Origin of the sequence: Cellulomonas bogoriensis 69B4 = DSM 16987 (genome assembly GCF_000767165.1) — a bacterium.
Lineage (GTDB): Bacteria > Actinomycetota > Actinomycetes > Actinomycetales > Cellulomonadaceae > Actinotalea > Actinotalea bogoriensis.
This window is the reverse complement of sequence record NZ_AXCZ01000077.1, coordinates 1-12,611: the sequence shown is the minus strand read 5'-3', so window position 1 is coordinate 12,611 and position 12,611 is coordinate 1. Positions and strand designations below refer to the sequence as shown.

General features: G+C 73.8%; 8 protein-coding genes and 2 pseudogenes. 2 read left to right on the top strand and 8 right to left on the bottom strand.

Annotated features, from left to right (window positions below):
* Window positions 1–782, bottom strand: a pseudogene (locus N869_RS08605) (hypothetical protein); the annotation flags it as partial.
* Window positions 783–948: 166 nt separating this feature from the next.
* A complete protein-coding gene (locus N869_RS08600) occupies window positions 949–3,819 on the bottom strand; it encodes an FAD-binding and (Fe-S)-binding domain-containing protein (protein ID WP_052105270.1) in 2,871 nt (956 codons plus the stop codon).
* A gap of 189 nt (window positions 3,820–4,008) precedes the next feature.
* Between N869_RS08600 and N869_RS08595 the strand changes: the two genes are divergently transcribed.
* The gene (locus N869_RS08595; RefSeq protein ID WP_035060260.1) at window positions 4,009–5,202 is read left to right on the top strand and encodes a zinc-dependent alcohol dehydrogenase; all 1,194 of its coding nucleotides are present in this window, start codon (window positions 4,009–4,011) and stop codon (window positions 5,200–5,202) included.
* Between the two features lie 80 nt (window positions 5,203–5,282).
* Here the strand turns inward: N869_RS08595 and N869_RS08590 are convergent, their stop codons facing one another.
* Complete coding sequence (locus tag N869_RS08590) at window positions 5,283–5,720, bottom strand: OsmC family peroxiredoxin (RefSeq protein WP_035060258.1); 438 nt, start codon at window positions 5,718–5,720, stop codon at window positions 5,283–5,285.
* Between the two features lie 56 nt (window positions 5,721–5,776).
* Between N869_RS08590 and N869_RS16950 the strand changes: the two are divergent.
* A pseudogene (locus N869_RS16950) lies at window positions 5,777–6,282 on the top strand (protein-L-isoaspartate O-methyltransferase family protein).
* On the opposite strand, the gene N869_RS08580 reads toward N869_RS16950, so the two are convergent.
* The 5 genes from N869_RS08580 to N869_RS08560 all read right to left on the bottom strand — a co-directional run.
* Window positions 6,258–7,349, bottom strand: coding sequence for a DUF368 domain-containing protein (locus tag N869_RS08580; RefSeq protein ID WP_232229668.1), 1,092 nt, complete (start codon window positions 7,347–7,349; stop codon window positions 6,258–6,260). The pseudogene N869_RS16950 and the gene N869_RS08580 sit on opposite strands and share 25 nt — an antisense overlap.
* Window positions 7,350–7,417: 68 nt before the next feature.
* Entirely contained in the window at window positions 7,418–10,141 is a 2,724-nt protein-coding gene (gene ppdK / locus N869_RS08575; RefSeq protein WP_035060257.1) for a pyruvate, phosphate dikinase, read from the bottom strand.
* A gap of 135 nt (window positions 10,142–10,276) precedes the next feature.
* Window positions 10,277–11,143 carry an SDR family NAD(P)-dependent oxidoreductase gene (locus N869_RS08570; protein ID WP_052105269.1) on the bottom strand — a complete coding sequence of 289 codons (867 nt, stop codon included), beginning with the start codon at window positions 11,141–11,143 and terminating at the stop codon, window positions 10,277–10,279.
* A gap of 10 nt (window positions 11,144–11,153) precedes the next feature.
* Entirely contained in the window at window positions 11,154–11,711 is a 558-nt protein-coding gene (locus N869_RS08565; protein WP_035060255.1) for a GNAT family N-acetyltransferase, read from the bottom strand.
* Between the two features lie 10 nt (window positions 11,712–11,721).
* A partial coding sequence (locus N869_RS08560) for a MinD/ParA family ATP-binding protein (RefSeq protein WP_035060264.1) occupies window positions 11,722–12,611 on the bottom strand: 890 nt, incomplete at its 5' end.

Here is a 12,611-nt window from a genome sequence, read left to right as displayed (position 1 = left end):
GCCGGGACCGCGAAGGACGGGGCCACCACCGAGGGCACCTTGGGCTGCGCGGTGCCGTGGGGTGGGGTCAGGGCGGACCAGGAGCCCGTGCCGACCGTCCGTGCCAGGTACTGGCCGCGCGCGTCCGGCTGGGCGTCCACGCGCTGCTGGCTGCCCGACGGAGGGTTGCGCACCAGGCGCAGTGCCGTGGGCTCCAGGTTGCGCCGCGGTGGAGGCGTGCGGGTGACCGGCGAGACGTCCACGATCCGGCGACCGTCGGCGCCCTCGATGATCCCGACCTGGAGCAGCTCGACCTGCCAGCCCGGCTGCAGCAGGAACTCGATGACGTCCTCGACGTCCGGGGCGATCTCGGAGCACACCAGCAGCAGGCGCGCACCGGCACCGACCGTGGACGGTGACAGAAGCGCCGAGGCAGGGACCGTCTGCCGGAACGCCGCCAGGTGGGCCGCGAACCTGTCCGGGCCACCCTGGTAGGCCTGGGCGAGGTCGAAGGTGCTCAGGCGTGCCGCCTGGCCTGCGTACCGCAGGGCCCGCAGGCAGGCCTCGCGGTCCAGGACCGCCACGACCTCGACCACCACCGGCTGCCCGGCGGCGTCGACCGCCAGCAGGTGGGGCTCGTCCGCCCCGGCCTCTCGGGCACGCAACGGCAGCAGCTGCTCACCGAGGAGCGCGTCCAGGTGGTCGGCGACGACCGAGGACGTCTCCGGCCCGAACGCGTTGCGCGCGGGCTGCAGCGGCTCCACCGGCACCGACCTTCCACCCTCGACCTGGAACATAGGCATGGCTTCTTCCCCGACGCCCCCGCACTCGACCGCGCTTGACCAATTCGGTCAATCCTGACACGTCGACCCTAAAGGGAGAAGGGGTATGTCCGATATGCACCATTAGTGTGAATCTGCGGGCGCGGCGGTACCGGTCGGCAGGGTCAGCACCCGGTCGCGGCGCTCGTCAGCGGGGCAGTCGCTCGGCGAGCAGCTGGGCCAGGTGCATCCCGCCCCGGCCCGCCAGCTGGTCGGCCTGCGTCCGGCACGAGAACCCGTCGGCGAGGAACACCGTCCCCGGCTCGGCGTCGCGCAGCGCCGGCAGCAGGGCGTTCTCCGCGACCGCCACCGAGACGTCGTAGTGGCCCTTCTCCATGCCGAAGTTGCCCGCCAGGCCGCAGCAGCCCGCGAGCGTGCTGAGCGTGGCGCCCGCCCGCGTCAGCAACGTCTTGTCCGCGTCGAATCCCATCACCGAGTGCTGGTGGCAGTGGGGCTGGGCCACCACGGTCACCCCCTCCAGGCTCGGCGGGGTCCAGGCGGTCCCCAGCGGGGCCGGGGCCGTGAGGACCTCGGCCAGGGTGTAGGTGGAACGGGACACCGCGACCGCACGCGGGTCGTCGGGGATCAGCTCGACCAGGTCCGAGCGCAGCACGGCCGTGCAGGACGGCTCCACACCCACGATCGGCACCCCGTTGACCGCGTACGGCCCCAGGACCTCCAGCAGGCCCTGCAGGCGCTTGCGGGCACCGGTCAGCTGGCCGGTGCTGATCCACGTCAGTCCGCAGCAGGCGGGCTCGTCGGGGACGATCACGTCGTACCCCGCGGCGACCAGCACCTCCAGGACCGCGCGCGGGGCGTCCGGGTCGAACCCGTCGCTGAACGAGTCCGCCCACAGCACCACCCGCGGGCGTTCCTCCCCCGGCACCGCGGGCGGGGCGTCCGCCCCGGCCGGTCGCCGCGAGCTGCCGGCCGCGTGCTCCACCCCGTCACCGTTGCGCTGCCACCACCGGGTGAACGACTCACGGGAGAACCTCGGGATGCTGCGCCGGGTGTCCATGCCCCCGACCTTCAGCACCAGTCGCGCCAGAGGCCGCACACCGAGCGCCGTGTTCGCCACGGTCGCCAGCCGCAACCGGTCGACCAGGCGCGTCCACCGGGGCAACCACCCCAACGCGTAGTGGTTCACCGGCCGCAGCCGCCGCCGGTACGTGCGGTGCAGCACCTCGGCCTTGTACTGGGCCATGTCCACGCCCGCCGGGCAGTCCCGCGAGCACGCCTTGCAGCTCAGGCACAGGTCCAGCACCTCGTGGACCTCCCGCGAGCGCCACCCGTCGCCCACGATCGTGCCGTTGGCCATCTCCTGCAGGACGCGGGCCCGTCCACGGGTGACGTCCTTCTCGTCGCGGGTCGCCAGGTACGACGGGCACATGAACCCGCCGGCCGCGGTGCTGTCGGCCCGGCACTTGCCCACCCCCACGCACCGGTGGACCGCGGTGGTGAAGTCCCCGCCGTCGTGGGGGAAGGTGAACCCGTCGGTGCGGCGCAGGGGGACGGCGTGGGGGCGGCGCAGGTCGGCGTCCACCGGGCGCGGGTCGACCAGCACCCCGGGGTTCATGAGGTTGTTCGGGTCGAAGAGCTGCTTGACCCCGCCGAACAGGTCCAGGACGTCGGCGCTGTAGATGAGCGGGAGCAGCTCGGAGCGGGCACGCCCGTCACCGTGCTCGCCCGACAGGGAGCCCCCGTACCGGGCGACCAGCCGGGCCGCCTCGGTCATGAACCGCCGGAAGCCGGGCACGTCCTCGCCCCGCTCCAGGGGCAGGCCGATGCGCACGTGGATGCACCCGTCGCCGAAGTGCCCGTAGGGCAGCCCGTCGACGCCGTGCTCGGCCATGAGAGCGTCGAAGTCCCGCAGGTAGGCACCCAGGCGCTCCGGCGGGACGGCGGCGTCCTCCCACCCGGGCCACGCCTGGGAGCCGTCGGGGGTGCGGCCGGCGAGGCCGGCCCCGTCGGCACGGATCTGCCACATGGCCGTCGCCTCGGCCCCCGGTGGGATGACCCGCCCGGCGAGGGCACCTGCGTCGGCGGCCATCGCGCGGGCGCGCTCCAGGGCCTCCTCGCGGGTGGCGCCGCCCATCTCGACCATCAACCAGCCGGCGCCCTCGGGCAGGTCGGGCACCTGGGCCTCGCCCCGGTGCCTGCGCACCACGTCGACCAGGCGGGCGTCCAGGCCCTCGATCGCCAGCGGGTCGTGCGCCAGAAGTGCCGGTACGGCGTCCGCGGCGGACGGCATGTCCGGGTAGCCCAGGACCACCAGCACCGCGGCGTCCGCCACGGGGACCAGGCGCACGGTCGCGCCCAGCACGGTGACCAGGGTGCCCTCGGTGCCGACCAGCATCTTCGCCAGGTCGGTGCCGTGCTCGGGCAGCAGGTGCTCCAAGGAGTAGCCCGACACCTGGCGGCCGAACCTGCCGAGCTCGGTGCGGATCGTGGACATGCCGGCGGTCACGAGCGACCCCAGTCCCGGGACGACGTCCAGGGCGCCGTCGCCCGCGCCCGCGGTGAACCGTCGCCCGGTGCCGTCCACGACGTCCAGGGACACGACGTTGTCGGCCGTGCGCCCGTACGCCACCGCGTGCGGGCCGCACGCGTTGTTGCCGATCATGCCCCCGAGGGTGGCCCGGTTCTGGGTCGAGGGGTCGGGGCCGAACCGCAGCCCGTGGGGGGCCGCGGCCCGCTGCAACGAGCTCATCACCACACCCGGCTCCACGACCGCGGTGCGTGCCTCGGGGTCGATGTGACCGATCGCCGTCAGGTGCCGGGAGGTGTCGACCACGATGCCGGTCCCGACCGCGTTGCCGGCGACGGAGGTGCCACCCCCGCGCATCGTCAACGGGACCCCCGCGGTGCGTGCGACCTCGTGCGCGGCGAGGACGTCGTCCACGTCCCTGGCGATCACCACCACGGCGGGCGGGACACGGTAGTTCGAGGCGTCCGTGGAGTACTCCGCCCGCCGCCGGGAGGAGGAGTCGACCTCGCCGTGGACCACGCGGCGCAGCATCGAGACGAGCTCGGTCTGCTCGGGCGCCGGGGTGGCGGACGAACCGTGGGGCTGGGTGGTGGTCGGCACGGCCCGATCCTGCCACGCACACCCCGTGCGCGGGCGGGACGTCTGCCCCGCGCTCGGGGTGCGGGCCCGCCCGACCCGGGTGAGCCTGGAGGGAGGAGGGACACCACCCGAGGAGGACGCATGCGAGCAGTCACCTGGCAGGGCAACGAGAAGGTCGGTGTCGAGACCGTCCCCGACCCCACCGTGCAGGAACCCACCGACGTGGTGATCCGGGTGACGTCCACCGCGATCTGCGGCTCGGACCTGCACCTGTACTCCACGTTGGGGATGTTCATCGACACCGGGGACGTCCTGGGTCACGAGGCGATGGGGTACGTCGAGGCCGTCGGCCCCGAGGTCACCCGCCTGGAGGTCGGTGACCGGGTGGTCGTGCCGTTCGTCATCGCGTGCGGGTCGTGCCACATGTGCGCCCAGGGCCTGACCACCCAGTGCGAGACGACGCAGAACCGTGCCCACCGCAAGGGTGCGTCCCTGTTCGGGTACACCAAGCTGTACGGGCAGGTGCCCGGCGGGCAGGCCGAGTACCTGCGGGTGCCCCACGCCCAGTTCGGTCCGACGGTCGTCCCCGACGACGGGTCGCCAGACGAGCGGTGGCTGTACCTGTCGGACGTGCTGCCCACCGCGTGGCAGGGCGTGGAGTACGCCCAGGTCCCCGACGGCGGGAGCGTCGCGGTGCTCGGTCTGGGGCCCGTGGGCCAGATGGCCGCGCGCGTCGCCGCCCACCGCGGTGCCGGGAAGGTCATCGGTGTGGACATGGTGCCCGAGCGCCTGGCCATGGCCCGGCGCCACGGCATCGACGTGGTGGACCTGCGGGACCACGACGACGTCGTGGCCGCCGTCGCGGACATGACCGACGGGCGCGGCCCGGACTCCGTCATCGACGCGGTCGGTATGGAGGCGCACGGCTCACCGGTCGCGCACGCCACCCACAAGGCCGCCGCCCTCATGCCCGACGCCGTGGCCCGCACCGTCATGGACAAGGCCGGGATCGACCGGCTCGCCGCCCTGCACACCGCCGTGGCGATGGTCAGGCGTGGCGGCACGATCTCGCTGTCCGGGGTGTACGGGGGCGCCGCCGACCCGCTGCCGATGATGGACCTGTTCGACAAGCAGGTCACCCTGCGCATGGGGCAGGCGAACGTGCAGCACTGGCTGCCCGAGATCCAGCCCCTGGTCGAGCGGCAGGACGACCCCCTGGGCGTGCTCGACCTGCGCACCCACCGGGCGCCCCTGCAGGCCGCGCCCGAGCTGTACGAGACGTTCCAGAAGAAGGACGACGGGTGCATCAAGGTCGTCCTGGACCCCGCCGCCTGACGGTGCTCCACCACACGCGCGGGGGCCCGGCACCGCGCCGTGCGGTGCCGGGCCCCTGCGGTCGTGCCGTACGCCGCCGGTCAGGCCAGGGCGGCGTCCAGGGTGATGTCCACACCCGCGAGCGCCTTGCTGATCGGGCAGGAGTCCTTCGCCTGCGCGGCGACGGTCGCGAACGCGTCCGCGTCCAGCCCGTCGACCTCCCCACGGACCGTCAGGAGGATGCCGGTCAGGTGGAAGCCGCCGGCCGGGTCGGGCGCGAGGCTCACGTCGGCGGACACGTGCAGGGTCTGCGGGGTGCCGCCGGCCTCCCCGATCAGGGCCGACAGCTGCATCGCGTAGCAGGAGGAGTGCGCGGCGGCGACGAGCTCCTCGGGGCTGGTGGTCCCGTCCGCGTCGTCCGCGGCGCGCCTGGGGAAGGACACGTCGTAGGTGCCGATCTTGGAGCTGGTGAGCTCGACCTGGCCACCGCCCTCGGCGAGCGTGCCGTTCCAGGCGGTGCGTGCGGTACGTGTGGGCATGTCAGACCTCCGTTGCATGGGCGGGACGCCCCGACGCTAACGAGGACCGCCGTCGGATGCACCCCGGCACCGCGGTGGGGGCGCCCGACGTGACCCCGCCCGTGGTGCCCCCCGGTGTGACCGACCCGCGCCTGCGGGCGGCGTTCGCGGCGTGCCCGCGGGAACGGTTCCTGCCTGAGGCGCAACGGCCGGCCGCCTCACGCGACGCACCCCTGCCGTTGGGGCACGGGCAGACCTGCAGCCAGCCGTCCACCGTCGCGGCGATGCTCGAGCTCCTGGACGTCCCGGCCGGGGCCCGCGTCCTGGACGTCGGGGCGGGAAGCGGGTGGACGACCGCGCTGCTGGCGCACCTCGTGGGTCCGACCGGGGTCCCTTCGACCGGGTGCTCGTCTCGGCGATGGCGGGCGAGCTGCCTGCGGCCCTGGTGGCACAGCTCGCCACCGAGGGGGTCATGGTCGTCCCCGTCGCCGGTCGGATGCTGCGGGTCCGCCGCGGGACCGACGACGGCACAGGCGTCGTCGTCACCGAGCACGGTGCTTACCGGTTCGTGCCCCTGCGGTGACCCGGGACGTCGCTGCCCGACCCGGCGTCCCGGGCACCGGTGCCCGGCCCGGCGTCCCCGGCGTCGACGTCCGACTCGACGTCCGACTCGACGTCAGACTCGACGTCCAGGACCTCGGCGACCTCCTCGGCCTCGATGAGGTGGTCGCGGTCGCGGGTGCGCGCCTCGGCCACGAGCAGGACCACGACGATCGCCGCCCCCAGGGCCGCCAGCCCCACGGCGCCGGCCAGCCCGTCGCCCGGGGCCAGGAGGGTGCGGTCGTCGGCCTGCCAGGGCCACAACGCCCGCAGGGAACCCGCCATCAGGCCCGTCATCACGACCAGGGTGAGGCGGTGGTGGCGGTCCAGCAGCCACTGCAGGCCCGTCACGAACGCCCCGAGCCCGACCACCGCACCCAGGGCGAACACCCCCAGGTAGGCCAGGTCGAGGTCGTTGACGGCCGCCAGCGTCGGCTCGTACAGCCCGACCGTCAGCAGCAGGAACGAGCCCGACACCCCGGGCAGGACCAGCGCGCACACCGCGAACGCCGCCGCCAGGGCCACCACACCGAGCCCCGGCTCCTGCTGGGCGACCGGCGGCAGGCCCGTCAGCGTGAACGCCAGCGCCGCGGCTCCCACGCCCACCAGCACCTCGACCGGGCGCCAGCGGCCCCCCACCATGCGGGCGGGGACCACCAGGGACGCGAGGATCAGCCCCGCGAACATGGCCCGCGCCTGGACGGGGTGGTCCTCGAGGACCGGCTCCAGGACCCGGGCACCGACCACGATCGCGGTCAGCATGCCCGCACCGATCGGCAGCAGCGCGCCCCAGCGGACCTGGGCGGCGTGCTCCCGTGCAGCGGCGCGGGCCTCGGCCCCGCCCCACACCGACAGGCCCAGGACCACGGCCCGGACCAGGTGGCCGGCCGAGCGGATGATCGTCTCGTACACGCCCACCACCAGGGCGATGGTGCCACCGCTGACGCCGGGGACGATCTCGGCCAGGCCGATCAGCGCGCCCCGCAGGGCCATGCCCGCGCGGGTCAGCCACGGACGGTCGGCCTCGGGTACGGGTCGCGCTGCGGTCACAGGGTGAGCGTACGGGTGCGGCCCGGGACCGTGCGTCGAGGTGACGGTCCCGGGCCGCAGTCGTGGGGTCAGCGCGTCTGGTCACCCCCCGAGCTGACCGCGGCCCGGCCGGCCTCCAGGCGGGCGACCGGGACCCGGAACGGGGAGCAGGACACGTAGTCCAGGCCCACCTCGTGGAAGAAGTGCACCGACTCGGGGTCACCGCCGTGCTCCCCGCACACCCCGAGGGTCAGGTCGGGGCGGGCCCGACGCCCCTCCTCCACCGCGATCCGCACCAGGCGACCCACGCCGCGACGGTCGATCGTCTCGAAGGGCGACACGCTGATCACGCCGCGCTCGGTGTACTCGCTGAAGAACGCCCCCTCCACGTCGTCACGGGAGAAGCCCCAGGTGGTCTGGGTCAGGTCGTTGGTGCCGAACGAGAAGAACTCCGCCGCCTGGGCCATCCGGTCGGCGGTGAGCGCCGCACGCGGCAGCTCGATCATGGCGCCGACCGGGATGCTCAGCTCGACGCCCTCGGCCTCGGCGACCTCGGCGATGAGGCGTTCGGCCTCGTCACGGACCAGGAACAGCTCCATGACCGACGCCGCCAACGGGACCATGATCTCGGCGTGGGGCCTGCCCCCGGCGCGCAGCCGACGGGCCGACGCCTCTGCCACCGCCCGGATCTGCAGCGCGAACAGGCCCGGGACCACCAGGCCCAGACGCACACCGCGCAGGCCCAGCATCGGGTTCGCCTCGTGCATGCGCTGCACCGCGGCCAGGAGCGCCCGGTCCCGCTCGACCTGCTCCCCCGACTCCCCACGCTCCTGGGCGAGGGCCACCTGCACCGACAGCTCGGTCAGGTCCGGCAGGAACTCGTGCAGCGGCGGGTCGATCAACCTGATCGTGGTGGGCAGGCCGTCCATCTCGGTGAGCAGGTCCTCGAAGTCCGTGCGCTGCAACGGCAGGAGGGCCTCGAGCGCGGCCTCCCTCTCACCGTCGTCGGCGGCCAGGATCAACCGCTCGATCAGGACCCTGCGCTCCCCCAGGAACATGTGCTCGGTGCGGCACAGCCCGATGCCCTGCGCACCCCACGACCGTGCCCGGTGGGCGTCCGGGGCGGTGTCGGCGTTGGCGTGCACGCGCAGACGTCGCACCGTGTCGGCGTGGGTGAGGACCCGGTCGACCGCCCGCACCAGCTCGGCGGTCTCCTCGTCCCCCTCGGGCAGGTGCGCCAGCGCCGCGTCCAGGCCCTCCTCCAGGTAGTGGACCACCGGGGAGGGCACCACCGGCACCGACCCGAGGAAGATCTCACCGCTGGACCCGTCGATCGCGATCGTCTCGCCCTCGCGGACCACCACGTCCCCGACGGTGATCGTGCGGGCCACGACGTCCACGTCCAACGCGTCGGCCCCGACCACGCACGTGGTGCCCATGCCGCGGGCGACCACCGCCGCGTGGGAGGTCTTGCCGCCACGGGAGGTCAGCACCCCCACGGCGGCGATCATCCCACCCAGGTCGTCGGGGTTCGTCTCCCTGCGGACCAGGATGACGTCCTCGCCCGCGGCGGCCCGCTCCTGGGCGGTCGCAGAGCTGAACACCGCCGCGCCGACGGCCGCCCCCGGGGACGCCGCCATGCCGGTGGCCAGCAGGGTACGGTCGGCGTCGACGTCGAACTGCGGGAACATCAGCTTGGACAGCTGGGCGCCGGTGACCCGCTCCAGGGCCTCGTCCAGGGTGATGAGGTGCTCGTCGACCAGCTGGGTCGCGATCCGGAACGCCGCACCGGCCGTCCGCTTGCCCACCCGGGTCTGCAGCATCCACAGCTTGCCGCGCTCGACGGTGAACTCGATGTCGCACAGGTCCCGGTAGTGGGTCTCCAGGCGCCGCATGGCCTGGCGCAGCTCGGCGAACGACGTGGGGTCCAGCTCCTCGAAGTCCGCCAGGGTCAACGTGTTGCGGATGCCGGCCACCACGTCCTCCCCCTGCGCGTTGGGCAGGTAGTCGCCGTAGTCGCCGGTCCGGCCGGTGGCCGGGTCCCGGGTGAAGCACACCCCGGTGCCGGAGTTCTCACCCAGGTTCCCGAACACCATCGAGACCACGTTGACCGCGGTTCCCAGGTCGTTGGGGATCCGCTCCCTGCGCCGGTACAACCGGGCCCGGTCGGTGTTCCAGGAGTTGAACACCGCGGTGATCGCCAGGTCCAGCTGCTCACGCGGGTGCTGGGGGAACTCCCGCCCGGACTCCTCCCGGACGATCGTCTTGAACTGCTCGACCAGCTCGTGCAGGTCGGCTGCCGTCAGGTCGGTGTCCGCGGTCACCCCACGGGCGACCTTCATGGCGTCCAGGGCGTCGGCGAACCTGTCGCCGTCGATGTCCAGGACGGTCTTGCCGAACATCTGGATCAGACGCCGGTAGGAGTCCCACGCGAACCGCTCGTCACCGGAGAACTTGGTCAGGCCCTGCACCGACGCGTCGTTCAGGCCGATGTTCAGGACCGTCTCCATCATCCCGGGCATGGAGTACTTGGCGCCGGAACGGACGGACACCAGCAACGGGTCGTGGAAGTCGCCCAGGGCCCGGCCCAGGGTGTCCTCCAGGCGCCGCAGCGCCATGGTGACCTCGACCCGGAGCTCGGGGGGCAGCTCGCCGCTGGACATGTACGCCCGGCACGCCTCGGTGGTGATCGTGAAGCCGGGTGGCACCGGCAGGCCCAGGCGGGTCATCTCGGCGAGGTTCGCCCCCTTGCCGCCGAGCAGGTCCTTGAGGTCCTTGTTGCCTTCGCTGAAGTCGTAGACGTAGGTGGCCACGGGTGCGCCTCTCTGCGCGGGACGTCGGCCCCTTTGCCGACGTCACTTCTCCCCAGCGTGCGCCTGTCGCACCCCACCGGCCAAGGGACCTTGGCCCCGGACCGGCACCTGCCCGTCACCCGACGGCCCGACGGGCTACTGCACCGGGTCCTCGGGCCCGAAACCCACCAGCCGCAGCCGGCGCGCGTCGTTCACGACGATCTCGTAGGTGTGGGTCTGCAACGACGCCGGGGTGTCGGACCCGGCGCGCACGAACCGGCCGGACAACGCGTCCAGCTCACCGGCGCCCATCGCCAGCAGCAGGTCCACGCTCGCCTCGACCGGCGTCCAGTCGCTCCGCCCCTCGTGCAGGGGCATCTGGCGCGTCATGTCCGTCACGACCACGCCGGGCGCGAGGTCGAACACCCGGATGCCCTGGTCCCGGTACTGGGCGTCCAGCAACGTGGTGAACCGCGACAGGGCGCCCTTGCTGATCCCGTACCCGGTGTACGTGGGGCTCGCCCGGTGCCCCGAGCCCGAGTTGATGTTCACCACGCGCCCGCCCCCGCGGCTGATCATCCCGGGCAGGACCTCCCGGGTGACGGTCAACGGCCCGCGCACGTTCACCTCGACCACCCGCCACAGGTCGTCCAGGTCGTCCTCGCCGAACGGGACCTCGGACCTCTCGATCACCCCGGCGTTGTTCACCAGGAGCCCGAGCCCACCGTGGTCGACGAACCCCTCCTCCACGGCGGCGACCGCCGCCCGGACCGCGCCCCGGTCGACCACGTCCACCTCGGCCACCAGCGGCTCGTGCTCGGCGCCGGCCTCGACCGCCTCGTGGGCCACGGCCTGCAGGTGGGCGCCGGTACGCCCCACCAGGGCCACCGCCCACCCCTCGCGCGCGAGCCCCAGGGCCAGGGCACGACCGATCCCGCGGCCGGCACCGGTGACCAGGGCGGTGCGGGGGGTCTGGAGCATCTGCGGGACACCGGGGCCGTGGTCGGCGGACGTCTGCGTCATGTCGTCATCCTCACCCACCCGGGCCCACCTCGCAGGGCGAGACGCCCGGCACCGGCGCGACCATGCCCACCAGACGCAGGTCCGGCCGTCGGGGCACCCCGTACCGCTCGTCGCCGTAGGGGAAGGGGTGCACGGTGCCGTCCGGGACGAACCCCCGCCGCCGGTACCAGTCGATCAGCTCCGTCCGCTGCTCCAGGACGGTGATCTCCAGCACCCCGGCGCTCCAGCGCTCACGGACCAGGGTGCCCGCCGCGTCCAGCATCGACCGACCCAGGCCCCCGCCCTGCCTGGCCGGGGTCACCGCGAACATCCCGAGGTAGGCGTGGGTGCCGCGGCGCTCCAGGTGGCAGCAGGCCACCACCTGCGGGCCCTCGAGCCCCAGCAGCACGAGACTGCCCGGTGCGGCCACCAGGTCGGTGACCATCGCCGCGTCGGCGCGCTGCCCGTCGAGCAGGTCGGCCTCCGTGGTCCACCCCGCCCGGCTGCTCTCACCCCGGTACGCCGACTGGACCAGCGCCGCGACGGCACCGGCGTCGGCCGCGGTCGCCACCCGGGTGGTCAGGCTCACCGTCGGCCGGTCACAGTCCCTCGGCGACCGCGGCGCTGACCCGCAGCCAGGCCTGCCGGCTGTCCGGCGACAGCGCGTCGACGTCGATCGGCCCACCCGCCACCAGGGCACGGTCGTAGGGGACGTCGATCACCGAACGGGTCAGCCGGCCGAAGTGCTCGTGCAGACGCTCGGCCAGCTCCCGGTCCCGCCGGGGCGCCGGGTCGGACAGGACCGTCACCGCGTTGCGGACGATGTCCTCGTGACCGGTGGCCCGCAGCGCGTCGACCGCCCACGCGGCGGACTGGGCGGTGTCCTCACGGACGGTCGAGACGATCACGACCTGGTCGGCGACCTCGATCGCGGCCTGCCAGTTCGAGGCCCGCATGTTGTTGCCGGTGTCCACGACCATCACCCGGTAGAAGCGGGTCAGGGTCCGGTGCAGGGCCCGGAACGCCTCGGCGTCGATCGACGCGGCCGAGGCGGCGTCCTCGTCCGAGGCCAGCACGTCCACGTGCGCCCCGGGCTGGGTGCGGACATAGGCGTCGAGGTCACCCATGCGCGCGGAGTCCGGGGCCGCGAACCGGTCCAGGTCCCGCAGCAGGTCCACCGCGGTGCTCTGGTGCCACGACGACTGCGAGCGCCACCCCAGGGTGCCCCGGGTCTCGTTGTTGTCCCACGCCAGGGCCGAGCCGCTGCGGTGCTCACCGAACGTCGAGGCGATCAGCATCGTCGCGGTGGTCTTGTGCGCGCCGCCCTTGGGGTTGATCACCACCACGGTGCGCGGGCCGTCCAGGCTGCGCTGGACCGAGGCGACCGCCGCCCGCTGCTCACGCTCGGCACGCCCGGGTGCGGGGGCCAGGACCCCACCGGTGGCCCTGCGCACCGCTCCCCGCCACCCGTGCTCAGCCGGGCCCGACG

Excerpts from the sequence above, each read along its gene's own strand:
- N869_RS08590 (WP_035060258.1), bottom strand. The coding sequence starts at position 5,720 with ATGCCCACACGTACCGCACGCACCGCCTGGAACGGCACGCTCGCCGAG.
- N869_RS08600 (WP_052105270.1), bottom strand. The coding sequence starts at position 3,819 with ATGCTGCGCCGCGTGGTCCACGGCGAGGTCGACTCCTCCTCCCGGCGG.
- N869_RS08595 (WP_035060260.1), top strand. The coding sequence starts at position 4,009 with ATGCGAGCAGTCACCTGGCAGGGCAACGAGAAGGTCGGTGTCGAGACC.
- N869_RS08570 (WP_052105269.1), bottom strand. The coding sequence starts at position 11,143 with ATGACGCAGACGTCCGCCGACCACGGCCCCGGTGTCCCGCAGATGCTC.